This is a genomic window from Polaromonas hydrogenivorans (assembly GCF_040105105.1).
In the GTDB taxonomy this organism is placed as follows: domain Bacteria; phylum Pseudomonadota; class Gammaproteobacteria; order Burkholderiales; family Burkholderiaceae_C; genus Polaromonas; species Polaromonas hydrogenivorans.
Map to the genome: position 1 here is coordinate 2994813 of NZ_CP157675.1, position 23938 is coordinate 3018750.

28 protein-coding genes are annotated in these 23938 nt (G+C 64.3%); 17 read left to right on the forward strand and 11 right to left on the reverse strand.

Annotated features, from left to right (window positions below; translation table 11 throughout):
• Window positions 1-48: 48 nt before the first annotated feature.
• Together ABLV49_RS14415 and ABLV49_RS14420 are read left to right on the forward strand one after the other, a co-directional pair.
• Window positions 49-822 carry a c-type cytochrome gene (locus tag ABLV49_RS14415; RefSeq protein WP_415838196.1) on the forward strand — a complete coding sequence of 258 codons (774 nt, stop codon included), beginning with the start codon at window positions 49-51 and terminating at the stop codon, window positions 820-822.
• Window positions 819-2102 (forward strand): cytochrome c, encoded by a 1284-nt coding sequence (locus tag ABLV49_RS14420; RefSeq protein ID WP_349277432.1) that lies wholly within the window; start codon window positions 819-821, stop codon window positions 2100-2102. The genes ABLV49_RS14415 and ABLV49_RS14420 overlap by 4 nt, the downstream gene beginning before the upstream one ends.
• A 30-nt stretch (window positions 2103-2132) precedes the next feature.
• Here the strand turns inward: ABLV49_RS14420 and ABLV49_RS14425 are convergent, their stop codons facing one another.
• The gene (locus tag ABLV49_RS14425; protein WP_349277434.1) at window positions 2133-3380 is read right to left on the reverse strand and encodes an MFS transporter; all 1248 of its coding nucleotides are present in this window, start codon (window positions 3378-3380) and stop codon (window positions 2133-2135) included.
• Window positions 3381-3583: 203 nt separating this feature from the next.
• Between ABLV49_RS14425 and ABLV49_RS14430 the strand changes: the two genes are divergently transcribed.
• Genes ABLV49_RS14430 through ABLV49_RS14450 form a run of 5 tightly spaced genes read left to right on the forward strand, consistent with a single transcriptional unit; the run spans window position 3584 to window position 6884 of the window.
• Window positions 3584-4882 (forward strand): NAD(P)/FAD-dependent oxidoreductase, encoded by a 1299-nt coding sequence (locus tag ABLV49_RS14430; RefSeq protein WP_349277436.1) that lies wholly within the window; start codon window positions 3584-3586, stop codon window positions 4880-4882.
• A gap of 31 nt (window positions 4883-4913) precedes the next feature.
• Window positions 4914-5057 carry a hypothetical protein gene (locus ABLV49_RS14435; protein WP_198140676.1) on the forward strand — a complete coding sequence of 48 codons (144 nt, stop codon included), beginning with the start codon at window positions 4914-4916 and terminating at the stop codon, window positions 5055-5057.
• 7 nt (window positions 5058-5064) lie between these two features.
• Complete coding sequence (locus ABLV49_RS14440) at window positions 5065-5382, forward strand: VF530 family protein (protein ID WP_349277438.1); 318 nt, start codon at window positions 5065-5067, stop codon at window positions 5380-5382.
• Window positions 5379-6092: an RluA family pseudouridine synthase gene (locus tag ABLV49_RS14445; RefSeq protein ID WP_415838195.1), complete on the forward strand. Its 714-nt coding sequence runs from the start codon at window positions 5379-5381 to the stop codon at window positions 6090-6092. Before ABLV49_RS14440 ends, ABLV49_RS14445 begins: the two co-directional genes overlap by 4 nt.
• A gap of 33 nt (window positions 6093-6125) precedes the next feature.
• Window positions 6126-6884: an SDR family NAD(P)-dependent oxidoreductase gene (locus ABLV49_RS14450; protein ID WP_349277440.1), complete on the forward strand. Its 759-nt coding sequence runs from the start codon at window positions 6126-6128 to the stop codon at window positions 6882-6884.
• Window positions 6885-6890: 6 nt separating this feature from the next.
• Here the strand turns inward: ABLV49_RS14450 and ppk2 are convergent, their stop codons facing one another.
• The 5 genes from ppk2 to ABLV49_RS14475 all read right to left on the reverse strand — a co-directional run bounded on the left by ppk2 (window position 6891) and on the right by ABLV49_RS14475 (window position 9631).
• On the reverse strand, window positions 6891-7808 hold the full coding sequence (gene ppk2, locus ABLV49_RS14455) for a polyphosphate kinase 2 (protein WP_349277442.1): 918 nt from the start codon (window positions 7806-7808) through the stop codon (window positions 6891-6893).
• 203 nt (window positions 7809-8011) lie between these two features.
• Window positions 8012-8251, reverse strand: coding sequence for a YdcH family protein (locus ABLV49_RS14460; protein WP_349277443.1), 240 nt, complete (start codon window positions 8249-8251; stop codon window positions 8012-8014).
• Window positions 8252-8286: 35 nt separating this feature from the next.
• Complete coding sequence (locus ABLV49_RS14465; protein ID WP_349277445.1) at window positions 8287-8724, reverse strand: universal stress protein; 438 nt, start codon at window positions 8722-8724, stop codon at window positions 8287-8289.
• A 74-nt stretch (window positions 8725-8798) separates the two neighbouring features.
• On the reverse strand, window positions 8799-9080 hold the full coding sequence (locus ABLV49_RS14470; protein ID WP_349277447.1) for a DUF427 domain-containing protein: 282 nt from the start codon (window positions 9078-9080) through the stop codon (window positions 8799-8801).
• A 59-nt stretch (window positions 9081-9139) separates the two neighbouring features.
• Window positions 9140-9631: a hypothetical protein gene (locus tag ABLV49_RS14475; RefSeq protein ID WP_349277449.1), complete on the reverse strand. Its 492-nt coding sequence runs from the start codon at window positions 9629-9631 to the stop codon at window positions 9140-9142.
• A 282-nt stretch (window positions 9632-9913) separates the two neighbouring features.
• On the opposite strand from ABLV49_RS14475, the gene hemN reads away from it, so the two are divergent.
• A complete protein-coding gene (hemN, locus tag ABLV49_RS14480; protein ID WP_349277451.1) occupies window positions 9914-11305 on the forward strand; it encodes an oxygen-independent coproporphyrinogen III oxidase in 1392 nt (463 codons plus the stop codon).
• A 104-nt stretch (window positions 11306-11409) separates the two neighbouring features.
• Window positions 11410-11967, forward strand: a complete 558-nt coding sequence (locus ABLV49_RS14485; protein ID WP_011800674.1) for a YaeQ family protein — start codon at window positions 11410-11412, stop codon at window positions 11965-11967.
• A gap of 7 nt (window positions 11968-11974) precedes the next feature.
• Here ABLV49_RS14485 and ABLV49_RS14490 read toward each other — a convergent pair whose 3' ends face one another.
• From ABLV49_RS14490 to ABLV49_RS14500, 3 genes are all read right to left on the reverse strand, one after another.
• Entirely contained in the window at window positions 11975-12856 is an 882-nt protein-coding gene (locus ABLV49_RS14490) for an ion transporter (protein WP_349277453.1), read from the reverse strand.
• 137 nt (window positions 12857-12993) lie between these two features.
• On the reverse strand, window positions 12994-13518 hold the full coding sequence (locus ABLV49_RS14495; protein WP_349277455.1) for a hypothetical protein: 525 nt from the start codon (window positions 13516-13518) through the stop codon (window positions 12994-12996).
• 173 nt (window positions 13519-13691) lie between these two features.
• Entirely contained in the window at window positions 13692-14057 is a 366-nt protein-coding gene (locus ABLV49_RS14500; RefSeq protein ID WP_349277457.1) for a hypothetical protein, read from the reverse strand.
• A 223-nt stretch (window positions 14058-14280) separates the two neighbouring features.
• Between ABLV49_RS14500 and ABLV49_RS14505 the strand changes: the two genes are divergently transcribed.
• The 8 genes from ABLV49_RS14505 to ABLV49_RS14545 all read left to right on the forward strand — a co-directional run bounded on the left by ABLV49_RS14505 (window position 14281) and on the right by ABLV49_RS14545 (window position 21017).
• Window positions 14281-14700 (forward strand): hypothetical protein, encoded by a 420-nt coding sequence (locus ABLV49_RS14505; protein WP_349277459.1) that lies wholly within the window; start codon window positions 14281-14283, stop codon window positions 14698-14700.
• Between the two features lie 114 nt (window positions 14701-14814).
• Window positions 14815-15165: a hypothetical protein gene (locus tag ABLV49_RS14510; RefSeq protein WP_349277461.1), complete on the forward strand. Its 351-nt coding sequence runs from the start codon at window positions 14815-14817 to the stop codon at window positions 15163-15165.
• Window positions 15166-15173: 8 nt separating this feature from the next.
• Window positions 15174-16367, forward strand: coding sequence for a hypothetical protein (locus ABLV49_RS14515; RefSeq protein WP_349277462.1), 1194 nt, complete (start codon window positions 15174-15176; stop codon window positions 16365-16367).
• A gap of 42 nt (window positions 16368-16409) precedes the next feature.
• On the forward strand, window positions 16410-17801 hold the full coding sequence (locus ABLV49_RS14520) for a multicopper oxidase family protein (RefSeq protein WP_349277464.1): 1392 nt from the start codon (window positions 16410-16412) through the stop codon (window positions 17799-17801).
• A gap of 37 nt (window positions 17802-17838) precedes the next feature.
• A complete protein-coding gene (locus ABLV49_RS26060; RefSeq protein WP_415838193.1) occupies window positions 17839-18648 on the forward strand; it encodes a copper-binding protein in 810 nt (269 codons plus the stop codon).
• Window positions 18649-18672: 24 nt separating this feature from the next.
• Window positions 18673-19143: a DUF411 domain-containing protein gene (locus tag ABLV49_RS14535; RefSeq protein WP_415838192.1), complete on the forward strand. Its 471-nt coding sequence runs from the start codon at window positions 18673-18675 to the stop codon at window positions 19141-19143.
• A 276-nt stretch (window positions 19144-19419) separates the two neighbouring features.
• A complete protein-coding gene (locus ABLV49_RS14540; protein ID WP_349277468.1) occupies window positions 19420-20007 on the forward strand; it encodes a hypothetical protein in 588 nt (195 codons plus the stop codon).
• A gap of 143 nt (window positions 20008-20150) precedes the next feature.
• Window positions 20151-21017, forward strand: coding sequence for an IS200/IS605 family accessory protein TnpB-related protein (locus tag ABLV49_RS14545; RefSeq protein WP_349277470.1), 867 nt, complete (start codon window positions 20151-20153; stop codon window positions 21015-21017).
• Window positions 21018-21106: 89 nt separating this feature from the next.
• Here ABLV49_RS14545 and ABLV49_RS14550 read toward each other — a convergent pair whose 3' ends face one another.
• Complete coding sequence (locus ABLV49_RS14550) at window positions 21107-23443, reverse strand: heavy metal translocating P-type ATPase (protein ID WP_349277472.1); 2337 nt, start codon at window positions 23441-23443, stop codon at window positions 21107-21109.
• Between the two features lie 24 nt (window positions 23444-23467).
• A complete protein-coding gene (locus tag ABLV49_RS14555) occupies window positions 23468-23917 on the reverse strand; it encodes a hypothetical protein (protein WP_349277474.1) in 450 nt (149 codons plus the stop codon).
• Window positions 23918-23938: the final 21 nt, after the last annotated feature.

Sequence of the window (23938 nt, forward strand, 5' to 3'; positions counted from 1 at the left end):
CCGCTTTCAGGGCCTATCACCCTATTTTGGTAAGGCATGATTCGCCCCATGACAACAACGACCTTTTCGTATCTACGCAGACTGATGATCCCCGGCGTCATGGCGGGCATGGCCTGGATGGCGGCAAACACCGCGATGGCCGCCGCGCCGTTCGAAGACAGCATGGCCCAGCGCACGCTGGCCTGCACCGCCTGCCACGGCCCGCAGGGCCGCGCCGCGCCCGACGGCTACTACCCGCGCCTGGCCGGCAAGCCGGCCGGCTACCTCTACAACCAGCTGCTCAACTTTCGCGAGGAGCGCCGGCACTACGGCCTGATGACCCAGCTGATCGACCCGCTGAGCGACGCCTACCTGCTGGAAATCGCGCAGTATTTTTCAAGCCTCGAAGTGCCCTACCCCGCGCCGCCGCCGAGCACGGCTTCGGCCGACGTGCTGCGCCGGGGCCGCCAGCTGGTGACCGAGGGCGACGCAGCGCGCAAGCTGCCGGCCTGCGTGCAGTGCCACGGCCAGGCCATGACCGGCGTGGAGCCCCACATTCCCGGCCTGCTCGGACTGCCGCGCGACTACCTCAATGCGCAGTTGGGCGCCTGGAAGGCCGGCCAGCGCCGCGCCCATGCGCCCGACTGCATGCAGGACGTGGTGTCCCGCCTAAGCCTGCAAGACATCAACGCTGTGGCCAGCTGGGCCGCCGCCCAGCCCGTGCCCGCCAACACCCATCCCGCCACTTCGCTGCCTGCCGTGGCGCCGGGCAGCGAAGCCGTCCGTTGCGGCAGCGCGCCGCTGCCGGCCCGTGGCACGGTCGAGCCGAAAGCCAAAAAATGAAAACAGGATTCAGAGTTGCATTGGGAATGGGCCTGCTGGCGGCCTGCGCGGCGGGCGTCATCTGGGCGCTGAACGTGCGCGACGAGGTCGATGTCAAGATAACGGCGGCGTTCGCCCCGAGCGACAGCCTGATCGCGCGCGGCGCCTACCTGGCGCGCGCGGGCAACTGCATGGCCTGCCACACGGCGCGCGGTGGCGAGCCTTACGCCGGCGGCCTGGGCATGGCCACGCCCTTCGGCACGGTGTTCACCTCCAACCTCACGCCCGACGCCAATACCGGCATCGGCAGCTGGTCATCGGCCCATTTCTGGCGCGCCCTGCACAATGGCCGCTCCAAAAACGGACGCCTGCTGTACCCGGCCTTTCCCTACACCAGCTACACCCAGGTCACACGCGAGGATTCGGACGCGATGTTTGCCTTCTTGCGCAGCCTGCCGGCGGTGAAGCAGGCCAACCGGCCGCACGCGCTGCGCTTTCCCTTCAACTCGCAGGCCGCGCTGGCGCTCTGGCGTGCGCTGTACTTCACGCCGGGCGTGTACCAGCTTGACGCCGGGCGCAATGCCGAATGGAACCGGGGCGCCTACCTGGTCGGTGGCCTGGGCCACTGCAGCGCCTGCCATTCGCCGCGCGACGCGCTGGGCGGCATCCGCGACAGCCTGACGCTGGCCGGCGGCCTGATCCCGATGCAGAACTGGTACGCGCCCTCGCTGGCCTCACCGCACGAAGCGGGCGTGCGCGCCTGGGACCGCGAGCAGATCGTCGGCCTGCTCAAAAACGGCGTGGCGCCGGGCGCCTCGGCGAGCGGCCCGATGGCCGAGGTGGTGCTGCGCAGCACCCAGTACCTGACGCACGAAGATCTGGGCGCGATGGCGCAGTACCTCAAGGCGCTGCCCGGCCCGGCGCCCGAAGCACCGGCCGCGCCGCGCCCGGCCAGCGCGCCGTTCAACACCGCAAAAGCCGCCAAGCTCTATGAGCAGCATTGCGCGCAGTGCCACGGCGACCAGGGCCAGGGCGTGCCCGGCGCCTACCCGCCGCTGGCCGGCAACCGCGCGGTGACGATGGCATCGACCGACAACCTGGTGCAAATGGTGCTGAACGGCGGCTTCCCGCCGGCCACGGCGGGCAACCCGAGGCCGTTCGGCATGCCGCCCTTCGTGCTGGTGCTGGACGACGGCGAAGTGGCCGACGTGATCAGCCATGTGCGCACCGCGTGGGGCAACCAGGCCGGCGCCGTCACGCCGCAGCAGGTCAACCGCATCCGGGCCAACCAGGGGCATTGACCGCGCCCTGGCGCTGCGATGCAAGGCCAGTCAGCGCAGCGCTGATGCGTCGGTCATTCGGTCGCGGTCTGCCAGCTCGGGAAAGCCCTTGAGCCAGAGCATCGCCACCAGCAGCGTTCCCACCCCGCCCGCCACCACCGAGCCGACCGGCCCCAGCAAGGCCGCCGTCGCGCCGGATTCGAATTCGCCCAACTGGTTCGATGCGCCAATGAACACCGAGTTGACCGCGCTGACGCGGCCGCGCATGTCGTTGGGCGTTTCGATCTGCATCAGCGTCTGGCGCACCACCACGCTGACCATGTCGGCGCCGCCCGAAACGGCCAGCGCCAGCAGCGACAGCACAAAGCTGGTCGAAAGGCCAAACACCAGCATGCACACGCCATACACCCCGACCGACATCAGCATGATGCGGCCGACCCGCCGATCCAGCGGCCAGCGCGTCAGCAGCACCGACATCAGCAAGGCGCCCGCCGCCGGCGCCGCGCGCAGCAGGCCCAGCCCCCACGGGCCGACATGCAGGATGTCCTTGGCGAACATCGGCAGCAAGGCCGTGGCGCCGCCCAGCAGCACCGCGAACAGATCCAGCGACACGGCGCCGAGCAAGGCCTTGCGCCGCCAGACAAATTCCGCCCCGGCCAGCAGCGTGCGCAGCGACACCGGCTCGCGCGGCGGCGGCACATGCTCGTAGCGCAGCACGGCAATCAGGCCGCAGCCGATGGCAAAAAGAAAGGCGCAGCTCGCATACACCGCCGAGGCGCCGGCGACAAAAATCACGCCGCCCAAGGCCGGCCCGCTGATCACGGCGGCCTGCATGCCGGCCGAACTGAAGGCCATGGCGCGCGGCAGCATGAGCGGCGGCACCAGCATCGGCGTCAGCGCCTGCTGGGCCGGCATCTGGAAAGCCCGCGCCACGCCCAGCATGACCGACACGCCCAGCAGCAACTCGCGCGAGGCCCAGCCCGACGCGGCGCCCCAGCCCTGCGTGGCGGCCACCAGGATCAACGCCACGCTGGCCTGAGCGACAAAGCAGGCCGCCACGATGCGGCCCCGGTGCAGGCGGTCGGCCACATGGCCGGCGACCAGCGTGAGCAGCAGCGCCGGCACGAACTGGTACAGGCCGACCAGCCCCAGGTCCCAGGCGCTGCCGGTCAGCTCGTACATCTGCCAGCCGACGGCCACCATCAGCATCTGGTTTCCGGTGGTGCCAAAAAGGCGGGCAAGCCACATGCGCATGAAGGCGCGCTGGCGGGTGAGTTCGGTGAAGCTGTGGGTAGGCATGGGCGCTGAAGCTTACCAGCCGGCAGGCCCCCTGAATCGGTATCATGCCTTCGTTCGTCCTTATTTTTTGCTCCTTATTTAATAGCATCTTGCGCCCGATGCACTTGCGCTAAAGGCCTGTTTCGCTTGAAAATAAGCTCATCCGTCCTTCAGCGGGCGAAGTTTTCGCCTCACCACACCATCCATTCAGGGAGAAACAATCCATGCACCGTTTTGTAATCGTCGGGGGAGGCGCGGGAGGCCTGGCGCTGGCCACGCAGCTGGGCAAGCGGCTCGGTAAAAAGGGGCTGGCCCACATCACCCTGGTCGATGCCGCCCGCACCCATATCTGGAAGCCTTTGCTGCACCAGCTGGCCGCCGGCAGCTACGACACGCATGCGGAAGAAATAGAGTATTTGGCGCAGGCCCACACCAACCATTTCCAGTTTCGCCTGGGCAACCTGACCGGCATGGACCGGGACAAAAAAGAAATTCACCTGTCCGCCAGCCATGACGAAAGCGGGCGCGAAATCACTCCGGCCCAGACGCTGGGCTATGACACCCTGGTGATTGCCGTGGGCAGCCAGACCAACGACTTCGGCACGCCAGGCGCGGCGGCGCATTCGATCAAGCTCGACACGCCGCAAGCCGCGCGGCTGCTGAACCAGCGGCTGATCAACGCCTGCATTCGCGCGCAAACCGTGCCCAGCCCCCGGCTGACGGTGGCCATCGTGGGCGGCGGCGCGACCGGCGTGGAGCTGGCCGCCGAGCTGCATGCGGCGGCCAGCGTGCTGGCCAGCTACGGCTTTGACCATATCGACCCGGTCAAGGATCTGAAGATCGTGCTGATCGAAGCGGCGCCGCGCCTGCTGGCCCAGTTGCCCGAGCGCCTGAGCGAATCGGCGCTGCGCGAACTTCGCAAGCTGGCCATTGAAGTGCATACCAGCGAGAAAGTGGTCGAAGTGACCGACGACAGCCTGAGAATGGCCAGCGGCAAGGTGATTCCCTCGACCATCACGGTGTGGGCCGCCGGCGTGAAGGCGGCCGATTTCCTGACCACGCTGGGCCAGGGCGAAGCGCTGGAAACCACGCGCATCAACCAGTTGCTGGTCAACGGCAACCTGCGCACCACGCGCGATGCCAGTGTTTATGCGTTCGGCGACTGCGCCGCCTGCCAGCAGTCCGACGGCACCTGGGTGCCGCCGCGCGCCCAGGCCGCCTTCCAGCAGGCCATGTACCTGGCGCGCGCCCTGCCCCTGCTGGTCAAGGGGCAGACGGTGGCGCCGTTCAAGTACCGCGACCAGGGCTCGCTGGTGTCGCTGTCCGAATACTCGTCGGTCGGCAGCCTGATGGGCAGCCTGAGCAAGGGCAGCTTTTTTGTCGAGGGGCAGCTGGCCAAGCTGATGTACTGGGGCCTGCATAAACAGCACCAGCTGGCGCTCGGCGGATTCACCAAAACCGCACTCATCACGCTGTCCGAAATGATTGACCGGACGCACCGGCCACGGATAAAGTTGCATTGATAATCAGCCCTCAACTTACTGGAGAAACGTCATGGCAAAAGGTCAGCAGAACAACGACAAAATGGTCAAGAAACCGAAAAAAGACACCTCGCCGCCCAAGCTGGTGTCGCCCGACGCGGTCCGCCCGACCGTGGTCACGCAGGTGCCGGTGCGCGGCAAGCTGAAAAACAAATAAGCCGGTCATGGTGCTGCCCGCCGGTCCTTCAGCCACCCCTGCGCCAGAGCCCGCAATGGCAACGGGCCAGCCGGGCAATCCCTTGCACGGCGTCAAGCTCGAAGCCATCGTCACCGCGCTGGCCGCCCATTACGGCTGGGAAGGCCTGGGCCAGCGTATCAACATCCGCTGCTTCACCAGCGAGCCCAGCGTGGCGTCCAGCCTGAAGTTCCTGCGCAAGACGCCCTGGGCGCGCGAGAAGGTCGAAAGCCTTTACCTGTTCATGCTGCGCGAGATCCGGCGCAACAGCCCGACGGCGCACAACTTTCCGCCGCCCAAGCCTTGATCCCTGACATCGAGGCGGTGCGACCCGGCACCCCGGCCACAGCGGACTCCCTTTCCCCCCTTTTTCCCCTTTTCCAGATCATTCACGCCGACGACAGCCTGCTGGTGCTCAACAAGCCCCCGGGCCTGCTGGCCGTGCCCGGGCGCGGCGCAGACAAGCAGGACTGCCTGAGCCGCCGCGTGCAGTCGCTCTACCCTGACGCGCTCATCGTGCACCGGCTGGACATGGCCACCTCGGGCCTGATGCTGATGGGCCGGGGCATCGCCATGCAGCGCGCCCTGAGCCAGCTGTTCGAGCGCCGCGAAGTCTATAAGCGCTACTTGGCGGTTGTCGATGGCCGGCTGCAGCCCGCGCCCGAGCCCGGCGGCTGGGGCCTGATTGACCTGCCGATTGCCGTGGACTGGCCGCGCCGCCCGCTGCGCATCATTGATGCCGCCAGCGGCAAACCCAGCCAGACGCGCTGGCGCAGCGTGGCGTTTGATGAAGCGGCGAGGAGCACACGCGTCGAGCTGGAGCCGGTCACCGGCCGCTCGCACCAGCTGCGGGTGCATCTACAGGCGCTGGGCCATCCGATCCTGGGCGATGTGCTGTATGCCTGCGAAGCGGTGCAGGCCCTGTCGCCACGCTTGCTGCTGCATGCCTGCGCCCTGAGGCTGGTTCATCCGGCCACTGGCGTCCTGCTGTCTGTTGAAAGCCCACCCGATTTTTAGCCTTCATGCAAGCCTGGCGCTACCATGCGGTTCATGACGATTCAACACCTTTTCATCCTGACCGGCGCATCGCGCGGCATGGGCCTGGCCATGGCGCGCCAACTGCTCACGCCGGGCCACACTCTGCTGTGCATCTCGCGCACCGAACAGCCCACGCTCATCCAGCCAGCCCGCGAGGCCGGCGCCAAGCTGCTGCATTGGTGCCACGACCTGGCCGACAGCAGCGCGCTCGGCCTGCGGCTTGAAGGCTGGCTGCGCGAACAGGGCAGCACGTCCTGGCGCAGCGCCACGCTCATCAACAACGCCGGCGTCCTTGCGCGCATAGCCCCGCTCAGCCAGGCCGATGCGGCCGATCTCTTGCAGGCCCTGCGCGTCGGGCTGGAAGCGCCCATGCTGCTGACATCAGCCTTCCTGCGCGCCACCGAAGGCTGGCCGGCCCAGCGCAGGGTGCTCAATATCTCGTCGGGTTTGGGTCGCAGGCCGATGGCGTCGCAGGCCGCTTACTGCGCGGCCAAGGCCGGCATGGACCATTTCAGCCGCTGCGTGGCGCTGGAAGAAGCGCTCAAGCCCGGTGGCGCCAAAGTCTGTTCGCTGGCGCCCGGCGTGATCGACACCGAGATGCAGCTTCAGTTGCGCAGCGCGAACCCGGCGGACTTTCCGGACCGGGACAGTTTTGCGCGCCTTGAAAGCAGCGGACAGCTGACCACGCCCGACGAAGCAGCCCGCCGCGTGCTCGCCTGGCTGGCGCGGCCCGACTTTGGCGCGCAGCCGGTCGCCGACGTCCGGGACTAAAACCGTTCAATAAACCTCGGGCACCACGATGTCCTGCGGCACCGGCTGGCGCACGTAGTCGTCATGGCGGATGCGCTCGGGCAGTACCACGGGCGGATGCTGGGTTTCCTGGTAGGGCATTTGCGCCAGCAAGTGGTGAATGCAGTTCAGCCGGGCTTTTTTCTTGTCATCGGCCTGCACCACCCACCATGGCGCCTCGGCGATGTGCGTGCGCTCCAGCATGATTTCCTTGGCCCGGGTGTATTCCTCCCAGCGGCGGCGCGACTCCAGGTCCATCGGGCTGAGCTTCCACTGCTTGAGCGGGTCATGGATACGGCCGAGAAAGCGCAGGTTCTGCTCGTCGTCGGAAATCGAAAACCAGTACTTGATGATCTGCACGCCCGAGCGCACCAGCATTTTTTCAAACTCCGGCACGGTGCGGAAAAACTCCTCGTACTGCGCATCGGTGCAAAAGCCCATCACCCGCTCGACGCCGGCGCGGTTGTACCAGCTGCGGTCAAACAGCACCATTTCACCGGCGGCGGGCAAATGCGCCACATAGCGCTGAAAGTACCATTGCGTGCGTTCCCGGTCGTTGGGCGCCGGCAGCGCCGCCACGCGGCAAACGCGCGGATTCAGGCGCTGGGTGATGCGCTTGATGACGCCGCCCTTGCCGGCGGCATCGCGTCCTTCAAACAGGATGACCACCTTGTGGCCGGTGGCAATCACCCAGTCCTGCAGCTTGACCAGCTCGCCCTGCAGGCGAAACAGCTCGCGAAAATACTGCCGGCGGCGCTCCTTGTCCTGCTCGCTTGAGTTGATGGGTTCTTCCCCTGTGAGCTGGGCCACCGTCTGGTCTTCAAGCTCCATCTCCAGTTCTTCGTCGTAGCTGTCGATCAGGTCATTGCGGATTCGCCGCATCACATCTTCGTCAATTGAATTCATGGCGCGCTCCGGAACACTGCAAGTTGATTAACTTGCCAGCGTAGTGCTGCGATGTTTCAATTTGATGAAAAAATGGCTTGTCTGAAAGAAAAATTTGAAGCGGAGTGTTCCTGCGCTACAGTGCTACTTTTTATATAGCATACTACACAATACCAGCATGCGCAAAGCGCTGATTTCATGCCTAAACAACGGCCATGGACCGGCTAATCGGCTTTCAGAAGCTGGTAAATCTCGTCCTTGAGTTCGAGCCGCTCTTTCTTCATCACTTCGAGTGCGTCATCGGCAATCGCGGTCTTGCCCTGCTCATACTGGGTAATCGTGTGGTTGTGGGCATCGTAGCGTTCGCACAGCGTCGAAAAATGCGCGTCGGAAGCCTTGAGGCCACTCATTTTTCCAAGGTACTGTGGAAACTCATGCGTCAAGTCGTGATTCAGCAATTCCATAACAACTCCTTCTTGGGACGAAAAATTCAACAGGACTACTCGCGCACCACCAGCACCGACAGATGGGCATGCGACAAGACCTGGGCCGTGACGCTGCCAAGCACCAGTTTTTCAAGCCCCCGGCGGCCGTGCGAGCCCATGACGATCAAGTCGGCATTGATCGACTCGGCGGCATCCAAAATGGCCTGGTACACCGAATGGCCTTCGACGACAGAGCCCTGGATGAGCAGCCCGTTCGCCTCGAAAACCTGCCGGGCGGCGCTGATGGCTTGATCGGCTTCCGCCGTGGCGGCGCTGAGGTATTCGGCCTGGCCATAAGAAAAGTCGGCGCCCACGCCAGAGAAGGCATAGGGGTCGATGACATAAATCACCGTCACCGCGCTTCGAAACGCCACGGCAATGGCCACGGCCTTGTCGATGGCATGGCGCGCCGTGAGCGATCCGTCAACGGGAACCAGAATGTGCTTGAACATATTGCGCTCTCCTTGTGATGCAAAAACTTTCACGCACCCCGCCTGGTGGGCCGAGGCCCGGCCTTGCTAGCTGCTCAAGGTTCGATCTTCACGCCCTTCCAGAAAGCGACATGGCCCTTGATGTTCTCGGCCTCGGGTTTGGGGTCGGGGTAATACCAGCCGGCATCGGTGTTCATCTCGCCATTGACCAGCAGCGAGTAGTAGCTGGCCTGCCCTTTCCATGAGCACATGGTGTGGTGGTTGCTGAATGTCACATGATCGCGGTTGAGTGAACTTTCAGGGAAGTAGTGGTTGCCTTCGAGCACCACGGTGTCATCGCTTTGCGCAATGAGGGCGCCATTCCAGATTGCCTTCATGTTTTTCCTTGCCTAGTTTTCACCTGGATCTTCGCATAGTGCCGGCGGCAGCGGCCTGCCTAACCCTTGTCGTGGCCCTTTGCGTGGCCATTGCCATGACCATTGCCGTGTTTTTTGTCATGCTTGTTGCCGTGATGGTCGCCGCCGCGATAGTCGCCGTGGTCATTTTCGTAGCGGCGGTAGTCGTTGCCGCCATGGCGCTGCTGCTCGTAACGGTCATCGCCGCGCACCCTGACGAAGTAAACCTGGCGATTGCAGGCGTTGTAACGAGAGCAATGCTTTGACCATTTCCTGGCATGGCCGGGCGGCACATGCAAATACAGCGGCTGCTGCCGCACATACACCGGGGCGGGCGGGCGCTGAATAATGACCGGTTGCGCGTAAATCAGGGGCGGCGGCGGCGCATTGCCGATGTCGATGCGCCCATACACGCCCGGCGCCAAGGCGCCCTCCACCGTCGCATGGGCAGTAGCCGCCTGGGCGGCACCGCCCAGCAGGGCCGACAGGGCAACAAGCCCCGCCATCAGCAAGGTTTTGGTCGTTTTTTTCATGGTTTCTTTCTTCAAGCGGTTTGCGTCTGGTTTTATCGGGCCGGCCGTGTCATCGAGGCGATTGCGCCGCCATTGCCACGCATCAGCCTTGGTTGTAACAGGCGCCACTCCTGCCTCGCGTAGGATAAGGTGACAGTTGCAAGCAAACATTTCCCCCAAAAAATCACGCGTTTGCACAAGGGCGCTTCCAGCCGCAGCGCATCCTGTCGCGCTCAAGGCTTTTTCCAGGGCACCGGCCCATTTGCGCCAAAATCCCCCCATCACCTTTGCCTGGATTTCCCCATGACTTCTCCCCTGCCCGATATCGAACTGTCCGAAGAACTGATCCGCAAGTTCGACAAGCTCGGGCCGCGCTACACCTCTTACCCGACCGCTGACCGCTTCCACGCCGGCTTTACCGAACAGTCGTACCTGGACCACCTCGCGCAGCGTGCCGGCAAGCCCGGAAATCCGCCGCTGTCGATCTATGTGCACCTGCCGTTTTGCGAATCGCTGTGCTACTTTTGCGCCTGCAACAAGATCATCACCAAGGAACACGGCCGGGTCGCCGAATACCTGCGCTACCTCGACAAGGAAATGGCGCTGGTCGCCGCGCGCATCGGCCCCGACCGCAAGGCGGTGCAACTGCACCTGGGCGGCGGCACGCCGACCTTTTTCACGGCCGACGAACTGGGCCAGCTGATGGCCATGCTGCGCCAATATTTCGACTTCACGCCGGATGCCGAACTCGGCGTTGAAATCGACCCGCGCACCGTCGGCGAAGGCACGCTGGCGATGCTGGCCGGGCTGGGCTTTAACCGCAACAGCTTCGGCGTGCAGGATTTCGACCCGGCGGTGCAGCAGGCCGTCAACCGCATCCAGCCACTGGAAATGGTTGAAAAAGCCGTCGAGGAAAGCCGCAAGGCCAATTTCCAGTCGATCAATGCCGACCTGATCTACGGCCTGCCCAAGCAGACGCTGCAGAGCTTCGGCCGCACGCTCGACAGCCTGATCCGCGTCGCGCCCGACCGCATCGCGCTGTACAACTACGCGCACCTGCCCCGGCGCTTCAAGGCGCAGCGCCTGATCGTCGAAGCCGACCTGCCTTCGGCCGAGGAGCGGCTGCAGATTTTCCTGATGTCGATGCAGCGCCTGCTCGATGCCGGCTACGTCTATATCGGGCTCGATCATTTCTCCAAACCCGACGACGAGCTGAACAAGGCGCGTCTCAACAAAAGCCTGCACCGCAACTTCCAGGGCTACACCACGCGGGCCGAATGCGACCTGATCGGCTTTGGCGTGTCGGCCATCAGCAAGGTCGGCAACTCCTACAGCCAGTCGGTGCGCACCGTCAACGCCTACTACGAACAGCTCGACCAGGGCCGCCTGCCGATTGAAAAAGGCTTTGAGTTGAGCCAGGACGATGTGCTCAGGCGCGAGATCATCATGACGCTGATGTGCAGCGCGCCGGTGGACATCGAGGCCATCAACCGCGACTACGGCATCGACTTCAACCGTTATTTCGCGCACGAGCTGAGCCTTTTGAAGCAGTACGAGGAAGCCGGACTGATCACCATCGACCCGCAAGCCATCCGCGTCACCCCAAAAGGGCGGCTGTTTGTGCGCGCCAGCGGCATGGTGTTCGACAGCTACCTGACCCAGCCGACCACCTCGACCTACTCCAAGCTGATCTGAGGGTCTCGGGGGGCGGCAAAAAGGCTGTTCCAATAGAGGGTTTAACGCCAAGCTCCGTGGCAGCCTGCCAGGCGCCCGGGGCTTGCCACCCGAGAACGATTCCCATGGCCATCAAAGCCACCATTCACAAAGCCCAACTGCAAATCGCCGACATGGACCGCGGCATTTATGGCGACCACAACGTCATCATTGCCCGCCATCCGTCCGAAACCGACGAACGCATGATGATCCGCCTGCTGGCATTCGCGCTCAACGTGCCGGGCGACGACAAGCGCGGCAACCTTGAATTCGCCAAGGACTTGTGGGACGTCGATGAACCGGCGCTCTGGCACAAGGACTACACCGACGCCGTGCTGCACTGGATCGATGTCGGCCAGCCCGACGACAAGCGCCTGATGCGCGCAGCCGGCCGGGCCGAACGCGTGAGCGTGTACAGCTTTTCCAGCAGCACGCCGGTCTGGTGGAAAGGCATTGAAAGCAAGCTGACACGCGCCGCCAACCTGATCGTCTGGCAGATCGAAGCGGCCCAGAGCCAGGCGCTGGCCAAGCTGGCCGAACGCGGCATGCAGCTGCAAATCACGATTCAGGACGGCACGGTGTGGATGAGCACCGGCAGCGAGTCGGTGGAAATCACGCCGCGCCGGCTGACCGCTGGCGGCTGAAACCCGGCTAGCGGGGCGGAGCGGGCGGATCAGCCGGCGGCTTCGCCTGGGCCGGCGTGTAGGGCGGCAGCCGGGCACCGCAGTTGAAACAGAAATTGGCATCGGCGGCCTGGCCTTCGGCCAGGCACTCATGGCAGGTGCGCGTGGTCACCTGCAGCCACTCCATTCGCCGGTGGGCGGCCATTTCCGACGTCACAATGCCGGTGGGCACCGCCAGCGTGCCCCAGCCGAGCAGCATCATGAAGGAAGAAATCAGCCGCCCCAGGTCGGTCTTTGGCGCGATGTCGCCAAAACCGACCGTAGTCACGGTGCTGATGGCCCAATAGACCGAGGTCGGAATGCTGGTGAAGCCGTTGCCCGGCCCCTCGACCACATACATCACCGTGCCCATGACCAGCACCAGCATCAGCACCGCCGACAAAAACACCAGTATCTTGCGCCGGCTGGCCGACAGGGCACGGGCCAGCGACTGGTATTCGGCCACATAGGCGGCCAGCTTGAACACCCGGAACACGCGCAGCAGCCGCAGCACCCGCACATCAATGAAGGCATGCAGCTCGGGAACAAACAAGGCCAGGTAAGTCGGCAGCACCGCGACCAGGTCGATCACGCCGTAAAAACTGGTCGCATACTGCAGCGGCCTGCGCACGCTCAGCAGGCGCGCCAAGTATTCGGCGCTGAACAGCAGCGTGAAAATCCATTCCGTTCCCATCAGCGCCCGGCCATGGACCTGGTGGATGGACTGCACGCTGTCGGCCATGACCACCGCGATGCTGAGCAAGATGACGCCGATCAAGGCCTGGTCAAACAGCCGGCCGGCGCGGGTGTCGGCCTCGAAAATCACCGTGTACCAGCGCAGGCGCCAGCCCGTCAGCGGCTTTTCAGGCACGGAGTTCTGGGGCTTGCTGTCAGGTGGGCCATGCTTGCAGGCAGCGCTCGTCGGCGCCGTGGTTTATTCAGTTCAGGGGGCGGCCAGAATAACCCAGACAGGTCTTGCCGATGGAATCGGCCCACCACACATCAATATCAACGTGATGCTGCGGCCTTTTGAATCAGCCCGGCGTTGATTTTTTTGGGTACAAGTTCGTGCTTTCGCCGCGCATAGCCACGCAGCAAGCATTCTCTTGTTGTTGCGTCGGGTGCCAGCGCCGCCGCGCATGCCAGCGCGTCCTGCTCCAATTCAAGAGGCAGCTCGTCTGCTGCGTGGCCCTCGGCGTGGCGCTGAAGCATGCCGCACCAGTGCTGCGCGAGACTCGTGATGGCCCTGTTTCCATGAAACCCAAGGTTGTCAAACGCCGCCTCGGCTTGCAATGCCCATACCAGCGTACCCAATACATTGGGCTCGGCAGTCGGCGCATAGTTGACGCCGTCCACCGTCAATTGCCAGCCGTCGTCCCGAACCGCCGTGAGCCTTGCCGGTTCCACCGGAAGACGAAGATCGGGCAAGCCGGTGGGAACTTCAGCCGGCAGCTCCGGCAGCTCTAGCGCAGAAGGAAGGCGCGGCGGCTGATGGCGCGTTGCTTGCAGCGCCGGGTTGAAAAAACCGCGCATTTTCTTGAATGGGCGAGCCGAATTCTGTGCCTTGGAGGCCGATTTTCGCGTCATGTGTGTACTTTTTTGGGATATTCGCAGTGCAGCCGCGGTGCAAAGCATTAAGCGGGCCAACGAACGGCTCGCGATTGCCCTGGATTCACTGGGCGGCCTCAGTCACTGCAAGCGCAAAGCTACTGGCGAGATTGGCGCTCATGCGTCAAGGCTGTGTGCAACTGCTCCATGGCCGATATGCACTCCAGCACAACAACCCTGTTACGGGCCGCTGTTTCATCCGTGAACAGCGGAAATGGCGCTCCGGGCTGGTCGGCCACCGTCGCACCCAGCCGTTCTTCGATGGCGTGAAAGAGGACGTCCCAGTCCGCAGTCGCAATGTCCAGATGGCCTGGCGTTGACGCTTCAACAGGATGAAGGACAACGGGCCAATCGATTGCGGCGTCAGTCGTTGCCCATGGAAGGTCCAGGAAACCAAGCATTTTTTTGGCTCTACGCGTCAGATTCTCCATTTTCGAGGCGTGTATGGCGGCTTGCTGCGTCATCTGGTGGCTCTCGGTAAGTTGCTGCATGGCGCTGCAGCGGCGGTAAAGGGCAAATGCAACCGAGCTACGGTTGGCATTGCCTTCTCAGGCATTTATAGATGAGCCAGTAAATTTGCTCTGTGCGGTGACGCACGGAGCCAGAATTAAATCGCCAGCGCTCGCATTTGGGCCATAAACAAAGCCCCCAGCCGGAACCTTTCCCGCTATCACCTATCATTTACCCATGCGCGCCCTGTTCTTCGTCCTCATGATCACCCTGCTGCTGTTGCGCGGCTGGACGGGCGATGCGATGGCCAACGGCATGGCGCTGGCTTCGCTGCAACACCCGCACCAGCCCCAGCAATCCACTACAAAAACGATAGCTTCTCATGCGCATGAGATAAGCGCAGAAGATCATTTTGACCATGAATCAGCAATGCCGGCGGCACACGACTGCGCCGGGCACGCGGCGGATGACGCGGCGCCTGCAGCGGACGGGCATTGCCAGTCCTGTGACACCTGCCAGGCTTGCCACAGCGTGGCGTTGACCCCGGCGGCCGTGGGCGCAAACCCGGTTTTCGGTTCACGCACGCGGCCCCACACCAAAGCCGCCCGCTTCGCCAGCGCCGAAGCGGCTCCCGGCCAAAAACCACCCATTTCCTGATTCCCAGGCCCGTACTGGGCCTGTACTTGCCTGCGGCACGGTCTTTTTCAAAGGCCAACCTGCCGCCCACCGGCGATGTTGCGCATCGCCCCGCTCGTATTTCAGGAGATTTTTGTGAACTTCCCTTTCATGTCGAACCGGCCCGCCCGACTGGCGCTGCTGGCCGTGCTGGCACTGCCCGCCGTGGCCGGCATCGCCCCGGCGCAGGCCGCCCTCTACCCCCAACTCGACCCGCAGCCGACCACGCAGGCGGCCAGCCCGGACACGCCGGTTCCGCCCGCGCTGTACCGCTCGGCGTTTGCCAGCCTTCCCGCCGGGGTGGAGCAAACCAGCGTGGACTGGAAAAAAGCCAATGCCGATGTCGGCCAGTTCAAACGCGGCCATGCCGATATTTTGAAATGGGAGCAGGAGCAGGCCAAGGCCGCCAATCCCGCGTCCAGCCCGGCCCCGGCCCCAACCCGTTGAGGCGCACCATGACCCTATTCCTGAACCCACGCGCCACCCCGGCGCAACGCCTGGGCGCCATCGCCACCATCGTGCTGGCCCTGACAGGACAAGCGCTGGCGGCAACGCCCGAGGCCGATGGCGGCGTGGCCGGCCTGCGCGAACTCGCCGCTGGCAAGGCCGTCGGGCTGGGCAGCGCCGCCGTGCCGATTCCCCGCCCCGGCGTGGACGCCACGGCAGAGGTCAACGAATTGCTGAAAACGCCGCTGAGCGCAGAAGCAGCCGTGCGCATCGCCCTGCTGAACAACCCCGGCTGGCAGGCGTCGCTGGCCGGTGCCGGCGTCAGCATTTCAGACACCGCGCGCGACAACAGTCCGGCCAAGCTCAAGGCGCGGCAAGACCTGACGCTGCTGTCCGCACAGGCGCGCAAGGCGTGGATCACGGCGGTGGCCGCTGCTCAGGGCGCCGCCGCCTTGCAGCAGGCGCAGGAAACGGCGCAGGCCGCAGGCGACCTGACCCGGCGCATGACGCAGGTCGGCAACCTGAGCAAACTGCAGCAAGCCAAAGACCAGCTGCTGCTGTCCGAAGCCACGCTGCAGTTGGCTCGGGCGCAGCAGGCCGCGTTCAATGCGCGTGAACAGCTCATCATCGCGCTCGGCCTGTGGGGCGGGCAGACCGGCTTTGCACTGCCCAATGAGCTGCCGGCGCTGCCACCCGAAGCGCAGGAGCTGCCCGATGTGGAAAGCCGGGCCGTGCGCGAGCGCATGGAGCTGCGCACGGCCCAGGCCCGGTGGGAGCGCCAGCGGGCCAGCAACCCGCGCCAGGCCAGTGCCGATGCCCTGTGGGACGCGATGGGCGAGGCTGCCGGGGTGCGCGCGCTGGCCGTGGGCACGCGCAGCGAAGCCCGGCAGGTTTACCACCACTACCGCACGGCCTACGACGTGGCGCGCCACTACCGGGACGAAGTGCTGCCGCTGCGCAAGTTCATTAACGACGAGACGGTGCTGCGCTACAACGGCATGCTGCTCAGCGTGTTCGACCTGCTGGCCGACACGCGCGCGCAGGCGCTCAGCGTCAATAGCGCCATCGAAGCCCAGCGCGATTTCTGGCTGGCCGAGGCCGACCTGCAGACCCTGCTGGCGGGCGCTCCGGTGGCGCTGCCTTCCGGCGCTCAGGCAACAAGCCCCTCGGGCGCTGCAGCCCCCGGCGCCGCCGCGCACTGAACCCGTCCCCGCCACAACGATCAAAATCGCAAGGATTTCTCCATGAATCGACGCAATTTTTTCAACGGCGCAGCGCTCACGGCCGTGGCCGCCGCCTCGGTCAGCCGGGTGGCGCTGGCCGCCCTGCCCGAGCCGATCCTGATGACCGAGGCGGACACCGCGCCACCCCTGATCCCGCCGAGCGGACGGCCTTACAACCCGGTCGTCACCCTGAACGGCTGGACCCTGCCCTGGCGCATGAACAGCGGCGTGAAGGAATTCCACCTCGTGGCCGAGCCGGTGGTGCGCGAGATGGCGCCCGGCTTCAAGGCCCACATGTGGGGCTACAACGGCCAGAGCCCCGGCCCGACGATTGAAGTCGTCGAAGGCGACCGGGTGCGCGTGTTCGTCACCAACCGGCTGCCCGAGCACACCAGCGTCCACTGGCACGGCCAGCGCCTGCCCAACGGCATGGACGGCGTCTCGGGCCTGACCCAGCCGTCCATCGGCGTCGGCAAGACTTTTGTCTATGAGTTCGTCGCCCGGCGCCCCGGCACCTTCATGTACCACCCGCACGCCGACGAAATGACGCAGATGGCCATGGGCATGATGGGTTTCTGGGTCACGCACCCCAAGGCGAAACACCCGCTGATCGACGAGGTGGACCGCGACTTCGTGTTTTTGCTCAGCGCCTACGACATCGACCCCGGCACCATGACGCCGAAAATCATGACCATGACGGACTTCAACCTGTGGACCTGGAACAGCCGCGTGTTTCCGGGCATCGACACCTTCAACGTGCGCCAGGGCGACAAGGTGCGCATGCGCATCGGCAACCTCACCATGACTAACCACCCGATGCATTTGCACGGCCACGAGTTCAAGGTGACCGGCAGCGACGGCGGGCCGTGGCCGCTGGCCGCGCGCGTGCCTGAAGTCACCACCGATGTCGGCGTGGGCCAGATGCGGCAGTTTGAATTCATCGCCGACGAGGAAGGCGACTGGGCGTTTCACTGCCACAAGAGCCACCACACCATGAACGCCATGGGCCACGCCATTCCGACGACGATTGGCGTGGACCATCGCGGCCTGGTCGGCAAGCTGCAAAAGGCCATGCCCGACTACATGGTGATGGGCGAGCGCGGCATGGCCGACATGGGCGCCATGGAAATGCCCATTCCCGAGAACACCGCGCCGATGATGACCGGCACCGGCCCTTACGGCGGCGTGGAGATGGGCGGCATGTTCAGCGTGCTCAAGGTGCGCAAGGACCAGAAGCCCGGCGACTACAAAAACCCCGGCTGGTTCAAGCAGCCGCCCGGCACCCGCGCCTTTGAATGGACCGGCGCCCTGCCCGAGCCGGCGCGCATGAAGGCCAGTGCGGCCACGCCCGCCCCGGCAGGCCCGCAGACCGAAGTGCAAATCCGCAAACCCACGGGCCATGCGGGCCATTGACTCCCCCAGCCACTCACTTTCAACCCAAGGAAACACCATGAAAACCACTCTCAAAACAATAGCATCTTGCGCTCTGCTGGCATGCGTAACAGCCACTTTTGCCACAGGAAACCACGCGGGCGGGCATGCACACGGCCCAGGAAAGGCGCAAAGCATTGGCGAAGCCGGCGTGGCCGCCAACGTCACCCGCACCGTTGAGGTGGACATGAGCGACGCGATGCGCTTTACCCCCGCCGCCATTCAAGCCAAGCAGGGCGAGACGATCCGCTTCGTGGTGAAAAACAGCGGCCAGCTCAGCCACGAGTTCGTCCTCGGCACGGAAAAAGACCTCAAGGCGCACTACGAAGTGATGAAAAAGAGCCCGCACATGGAGCACGCGGACGACAACATGCTCACCGTTGCACCGGGCCAGAGCGGCGAGTTGCTGTGGCGCTTCACCCAGGCGGGGAAAGTTGACTTTGCCTGCCTGCATCCGGGCCACTATGACGCTGGCATGAAAGGCGCGGTGGCCGTGGCCTCCAGCGGCCAGCCCGCCAAGCCCGCCATGGGCATGAGCGGCACGAGCGACATGACCAAGGTCAACGACGTGAACAGCCCGGCCCCGAAAATGGACATGAAGGGCATGGAGATGAGCAGCGGCGAGGTGAAGAAAATTGACAGGGAAGCGCAAAAAATCACCCTCAAGCACGGCCCTATCAAAAACCTGGACATGCCGGGCATGACGATGGTGTTCAAAGTCGTGGACCCGTCCTTGCTGGACAGGGTCAAAACCGGCGACACGGTGAAATTCAGCGCCGAAGACCAGGGCGGCGCGCTGGTGGTCACGGCGATTGAAGCCGTCAAATAACGGGACGCCATCAAGGACAACATGATGCAAAGACGATTTCTGCTTCAAGCCCTCGCCAGCCTGGCGGGCACTGCCACCCTCGCGCCCGACCTGATGGCGCAAACCCGGCCCCAGGTCGAAGTCTGGAAAGACCCGGACTGCGGCTGCTGCAAGGACTGGGTCAGCCACCTGGAGGCCAGCGGTTTTCAGGTAAAAGTTCACGACAGCGGCAACGCGCAGGCCAGAGCCCGGCTCGGCGTGCCCGACAGGCTGGGCTCCTGCCACACCGCGCAGGTCGGCGGCTACGCGCTCGAAGGCCATGTGCCGGCGCGCGACATTCAGCGGCTGCTGAAGGAGCGCCCCAAGGCCGTGGGCCTGGCCGTGCCCGGCATGCCGGTCGGCTCGCCGGGAATGGACGGGCCGATCTACAAGGGCCGCAAGGATCCGTATGACGTGCTGCTGATCCAGGCGGACGGCAGCAGCCGGGTTGCCAACAGCTCATTAATCTATAGATAAACATAGGCAAACGGTACAAAATATTCCCCATGAAATTCACTGTGCGGGCAGCGTTGCAAGGCATTCGTTACAGGGCGGCGTGGCGCATGCGCAAGGCCAGGACGCTGCCAGCGCCCGCCGGTCAAAAAGACGATCTGGACAGGCCGTTATCACGCCCGAGCGAATACGCAGCGGCCAGCAAGGTGATTGACTGTCGATGCGGCCGCTGCTTCAGGCCTGAGCGCGGCAGGGAACCATCAGCCATGAATCGGGCGCAAAAAGCGCCCGACGCCATTCATGAGTGAGCGCCCCGTCTTCACTTACCAGACCCGCCCCATGCTCGATGGCGGGCAGGCGCTGGCGCTCGATGCCTATGCCTATGCCGAACTGTACGGGCGTGCCGAGCGCAGTCTTTTTGCCGCCCTGCAGGCCGGTGGCAAGCTCAACGATCTCAAGCGCGAGCTCTTGCCCCGGTTCGGCATCACGGCGCGCCAGTTCAACGCTGTGCGTATCGGGCTGGAGGGCAAGATCGACTCGATCAGGCAGCGCAGGCCCGAGCTGATTGTGCAGGCGCAAGCACGCATCAAGAAAGCGGCCAAGGTCATTGCCAGACTGAAGAGCAAAGCGCCAGGCAGCGACAAGCTGCATCAGAAAAAGCGCCGCCTGGTTCTCATGCAATCGCGGCTCTCAGCCATGCAGGCTGATCACGAATCGGGCAAGACTCGCTTGTGCTTTGGCTCCAAAAAACTCTTTCACGCCCATTTTGAACTGGAGGCCAACGGCTACGCGTCGCACCAGGAATGGAAGCAGGACTGGCTTGCCGAACGCTCCAGCCAGTTCTTTGTGCTGGGCAGCAAGGATGAAACAGCGGGCTGCCAGGGCTGACCCTGAGACTGCCCGATGCCCTGTCCAGTCAGGACAAGCGCCTGACGCTCGCCGGCATCCGCTTCGCTTATGGTCACAGCCAAATTGTGGCCGCACTGAGCACCAGCCAGCGCATCACGGCCCAAACCAAGGCCGGCGTGGCAATGGTCAAGCGCACGGGCACCGCACTGAGTTACCGCTTCGTGCGCGACGCCAAAGGCTGGCGGGTGTTTGTCAGCGTGCAAGCGCAGCCGGTCAAGATCATCACGAATTACTTAATGGGCGCGATGGGCGTGGATGTCAACGCCGACCACCTGGCAGTCGCTGAAACAGACCGTTTTGGCAACTTGATTGCCGCCCAGCGCATCGACTTGCACACCTGTGGCAAATCGGCGGACCAAGCCAAGGCCTTGATCGGTGATGCAGCTGTCTCGATGGTTGAGCAGGCGCGTCAGGCAGGCAAGCCCGTCGTCATTGAAAAGCTCAATTTCCAGAAAAAGAAGGCCGAGATGGAAACGGTCAACCGCCAGCAGGCCCGAATGCTGTCAAGCTTTGCCTGCAACAAGGTGGCCAGCAGCATCAAGTCAGCCGCCTTTCGCGCCGGGGTCGAGGTGATTGAAGTCAATCCGGCCTACACCTCCGTCATAGGCGCGGTGAATCACGCGCAACAAAAAGGAATATCGGTTCATCAGGGCGCGGCTTTGGCTATTACCCGTCGAGGTTTGGGTTTGTCCGAGCGTTCGGCTGTGTCGGTGGGTCTTGTTCCCACGGCGAACGGCGGTCACGTCACCTTTGAGCTACCTGAAAGGAATCGCTCGAAGCATGTATGGTCGTTCTGGTCGAAGGTTCGCGCGAACCTCAAAGCAGCGCATGCAGCGCATTACCGGTGCGGGGATCATCAAAAAGACCCGCCACCTTTGACCCCGGCGACGCGGTCACTGGGTGCCATCTGGTATTCCACGGCGCAATTCCGTGGTGCGAATCGTCAGCAAAACTGTTCGGCTGACATGCTGGGTGACGTTCCTTGGTAGGAAACTACTCTGGAATAGTTGTCTATGGTTTTATGAACGGTGTACCAGAGCTACCGCGCCTAGCATCGGCGACAGCAGCGGCAACGCGCTCAGACGCGTCTGTTTCGCAGCCGCAGGGCGTTGCCGATCACCGAGGCCGAGCTGAAGCTCATGGCCAGCGCGGCGATCATCGGTGACAGCAGCCAGCCGGTCAGCGGGTACAGCACGCCGGCCGCAATCGGGATGCCCAGCGCGTTGTACAAAAAGGCGAACACCAGGTTCTGCTTCATGTTGCCCACGGTCGCTTCGGACAAGGCGCGCGCAATCGCGATGCCGCGCAGATCGCCCTTGACCAGCGTCACCTGTGCGCTGTTCATCGCCACGTCGGTGCCGGTGCCCATGGCCACGCCGACATCGGCCCGGGCCAGCGCCGGCGCGTCGTTGATGCCGTCGCCGGCCATCGCCACCACGCGGCCTTCCTTTTGCAGCTTTTCCACCAGCAGCAGCTTGTCGGCCGGCTTGACCTCGCCATGCACCTCGTCGATGCCCAGGCGGGCCGCAACGGCTTTTGCCGTGGTCAGGCCGTCGCCCGTCGCCATCACGATGCGCAGCCCGGCCGCTTTCAGCGTCGCCAGCGCCTCGGGCGTGCTGGCCTTGACCGGGTCGGACACGGCCAGCAGGCCCATCAGCTGCCCATCGGCCGCCAGATGCATCACGCTGGCGCCTTCTGCGCGCAAGGCTTCGGCCTGCGGCACCAGGGCAGCGACCGAGACGCCGATCTGCTCCATCAGCGTGGTGTTGCCCAGCGCCAGACGGCGCCCCGCCACGGTTCCGCGCACGCCGATGCCCGAGGCGGACTCGAAGTTTTCAGGCTTGTCGAGCAGCATGCCGCGTTCGCGGGCGGCGCGCACGATGGTTTCGGCCAGCGGGTGCTCGCTGCCCTGGTCCAGGCTGGCGGCCAGGCGCAGCACCTCGTCGGCGTCAAAGCCGGGTGCGGGAATGGCTCGCTCGAACGTCGGGCGGCCCTCGGTCAGGGTGCCGGTCTTGTCGATGATGAGGGTGTCGATCTTGCGCAGGTTCTCGATGGCCGCCGCATCGCGGAACAGCACGCCCTGCGTCGCGCCGCGTCCGGTGGCGACCATGATGGACATCGGCGTGGCCAGGCCCAGCGCGCAGGGACAGGCAATGATCAGCACCGACACCGCGTTGATCAGGCCGAACACCCAGCTGGGCTCGGGACCGAACAGGCCCCAGCCGAAGAAGGTCAGCAAGGCAATGGCAACCACCGTGACGACAAAGTAGCCCGCCACCACGTCGGCCATGCGCTGCATCGGCGCCCTGGACCGCTGGGCCTGGGCGACCATCTGCACGATCTGCGACAGCATGGTGGCCGCGCCGACACGTTCGGAACGCATCACCAGCGCGCCGCTGGTGTTGAGCGTGGCGCCTATCACCTTGTCGCCCACGCGCTTGGCGACCGGCATCGGCTCGCCCGTGAGCATGGATTCATCGACCGCGCTGCCGCCCTCAATCACCACGCCATCGACCGGCACCTTCTCGCCGGGTCGCACGCGCAGCACATCGCCCACATGCACATGGGTCAGCGGCACGTCGTCCTCGCTGCCATCCTCCCGGATGCGGCGGGCGGTCTTGGGCGCCAGGCCCAGCAGCGACTTGATGGCGGCCGAGGTCTGCGACCGGGCCTTGAGTTCGAGCACCTGGCCCAGCAGCGTGAGCGAGATGATCACGGCGGCTGCTTCAAAGTACACGGCCACGCGGCCCATGGAGATGAACGAATCGGGAAAAACCTGCGGCGCGATGGTTGCCACCACGCTGTAAACGAAAGCGGCGCCAGTGCCCAGACCAATCAAGGTCCACATGTTGGGACTGCGGTTCACCACGGATTGCCAGCCGCGCGAGAAGAACGGCCAGCCGGCCCACAGGACGATGGGGATAGCCAGCACCAGTTCGACCCAGCTCTGCACGGCCATGTCCATCCATTGCAAACGGTGGCCCAGCATGGCAAGCACAAAGACAATGGCTGTCAACGGCAAGGTCCACCAGAAGCGGCGCTGAAAGTCGCGCAATTCGGGGTTTTCATCGTCGTCGAGGTCGGGCAGCAGCGGCTCCAGCGTCATGCCGCACTTGGGGCAGTTGCCCGGATGGTCTTGGCGAATCTCGGGGTGCATCGGGCAGGTGTAGATCGTGCCGGCGGCCGCTGGTGGCATGTCCTCTGGTGGCGTGGGCGCCAGATACTGCAGCGGGTTCGCCGCGAACTTGCCCTGGCACTTGGCGCTGCAGAAATAGTAGGGCCGTCCTTCGTGCGTCAACTTGTGAGCAGACTGCTCCGTGACGGTCATGCCGCACACCGGATCCTTGAGATCGCTTGGCGAGGATGGCTTGGCTGAAGGGCTGGCGTTGTGATGCTGATGCGTTTTCATGTCCATTGGGCTACTTCCTTCTGTCGCTTGTTAGAGTGACCAGCGAAAGGTACGGGGCGCGGATTCGCCCGGCCGTTCGATCCGCAGTTCAATCGCGCCTGGCCGCGGCGCCGGCACATCGAATGCGAGCACGCCTTCACGGTGGTGGCCGCCCGGTGGCGCGCCAAGCCAGCCCGTGGGCTTGAATGTGCGGCCATCATCGGTTGTCAAGGTCGCGCTTTGGCTCAGGTCATCGCTCAGGTCGGCACTGTGCGTGTCCAGCACGACAGCGAACTCCCAGCGGCTGCCCACAAGTCCCATCGACTTCGCAGTCACCTTGACCGTCACGCCCTGCTCGCTCGACGACTGCGGGGCGGTGACGTCAAGGCTTGTTTGTGCCCATGCCACCCAAGGCGCTGTGGCCATCAGGAGGCCGGCCGAAGCCATCGAGGCAGCCAACAACCAGCGCCTGCCCATCACGCAGCCTTTTTTATAAGCCATGGTGCCCTCCTTGAGTAAAAA

Excerpts from the sequence above, each read along its gene's own strand:
- ABLV49_RS14415 (WP_415838196.1), top strand. The coding sequence starts at position 49 with ATGACAACAACGACCTTTTCGTATCTACGCAGACTGATGATCCCCGGC.
- ABLV49_RS14420 (WP_349277432.1), top strand. The coding sequence starts at position 819 with ATGAAAACAGGATTCAGAGTTGCATTGGGAATGGGCCTGCTGGCGGCC.
- ABLV49_RS14425 (WP_349277434.1), bottom strand. The coding sequence starts at position 3,380 with ATGCCTACCCACAGCTTCACCGAACTCACCCGCCAGCGCGCCTTCATG.
- ABLV49_RS14430 (WP_349277436.1), top strand. The coding sequence starts at position 3,584 with ATGCACCGTTTTGTAATCGTCGGGGGAGGCGCGGGAGGCCTGGCGCTG.
- ABLV49_RS14435 (WP_198140676.1), top strand. The coding sequence starts at position 4,914 with ATGGCAAAAGGTCAGCAGAACAACGACAAAATGGTCAAGAAACCGAAA.
- ABLV49_RS14440 (WP_349277438.1), top strand. The coding sequence starts at position 5,065 with ATGGTGCTGCCCGCCGGTCCTTCAGCCACCCCTGCGCCAGAGCCCGCA.
- ABLV49_RS14450 (WP_349277440.1), top strand. The coding sequence starts at position 6,126 with ATGACGATTCAACACCTTTTCATCCTGACCGGCGCATCGCGCGGCATG.
- ppk2 (WP_349277442.1), bottom strand. The coding sequence starts at position 7,808 with ATGAATTCAATTGACGAAGATGTGATGCGGCGAATCCGCAATGACCTG.
- ABLV49_RS14460 (WP_349277443.1), bottom strand. The coding sequence starts at position 8,251 with ATGGAATTGCTGAATCACGACTTGACGCATGAGTTTCCACAGTACCTT.
- ABLV49_RS14465 (WP_349277445.1), bottom strand. The coding sequence starts at position 8,724 with ATGTTCAAGCACATTCTGGTTCCCGTTGACGGATCGCTCACGGCGCGC.
- ABLV49_RS14470 (WP_349277447.1), bottom strand. The coding sequence starts at position 9,080 with ATGAAGGCAATCTGGAATGGCGCCCTCATTGCGCAAAGCGATGACACC.
- ABLV49_RS14475 (WP_349277449.1), bottom strand. The coding sequence starts at position 9,631 with ATGAAAAAAACGACCAAAACCTTGCTGATGGCGGGGCTTGTTGCCCTG.
- hemN (WP_349277451.1), top strand. The coding sequence starts at position 9,914 with ATGACTTCTCCCCTGCCCGATATCGAACTGTCCGAAGAACTGATCCGC.
- ABLV49_RS14485 (WP_011800674.1), top strand. The coding sequence starts at position 11,410 with ATGGCCATCAAAGCCACCATTCACAAAGCCCAACTGCAAATCGCCGAC.
- ABLV49_RS14495 (WP_349277455.1), bottom strand. The coding sequence starts at position 13,518 with ATGCGCGGTTTTTTCAACCCGGCGCTGCAAGCAACGCGCCATCAGCCG.
- ABLV49_RS14500 (WP_349277457.1), bottom strand. The coding sequence starts at position 14,057 with ATGACGCAGCAAGCCGCCATACACGCCTCGAAAATGGAGAATCTGACG.
- ABLV49_RS14505 (WP_349277459.1), top strand. The coding sequence starts at position 14,281 with ATGCGCGCCCTGTTCTTCGTCCTCATGATCACCCTGCTGCTGTTGCGC.
- ABLV49_RS14515 (WP_349277462.1), top strand. The coding sequence starts at position 15,174 with ATGACCCTATTCCTGAACCCACGCGCCACCCCGGCGCAACGCCTGGGC.
- ABLV49_RS14520 (WP_349277464.1), top strand. The coding sequence starts at position 16,410 with ATGAATCGACGCAATTTTTTCAACGGCGCAGCGCTCACGGCCGTGGCC.
- ABLV49_RS26060 (WP_415838193.1), top strand. The coding sequence starts at position 17,839 with ATGAAAACCACTCTCAAAACAATAGCATCTTGCGCTCTGCTGGCATGC.
- ABLV49_RS14535 (WP_415838192.1), top strand. The coding sequence starts at position 18,673 with ATGCAAAGACGATTTCTGCTTCAAGCCCTCGCCAGCCTGGCGGGCACT.
- ABLV49_RS14540 (WP_349277468.1), top strand. The coding sequence starts at position 19,420 with ATGAGTGAGCGCCCCGTCTTCACTTACCAGACCCGCCCCATGCTCGAT.
- ABLV49_RS14545 (WP_349277470.1), top strand. The coding sequence starts at position 20,151 with ATGGTCAAGCGCACGGGCACCGCACTGAGTTACCGCTTCGTGCGCGAC.
- ABLV49_RS14550 (WP_349277472.1), bottom strand. The coding sequence starts at position 23,443 with ATGGACATGAAAACGCATCAGCATCACAACGCCAGCCCTTCAGCCAAG.
- ABLV49_RS14555 (WP_349277474.1), bottom strand. The coding sequence starts at position 23,917 with ATGGCTTATAAAAAAGGCTGCGTGATGGGCAGGCGCTGGTTGTTGGCT.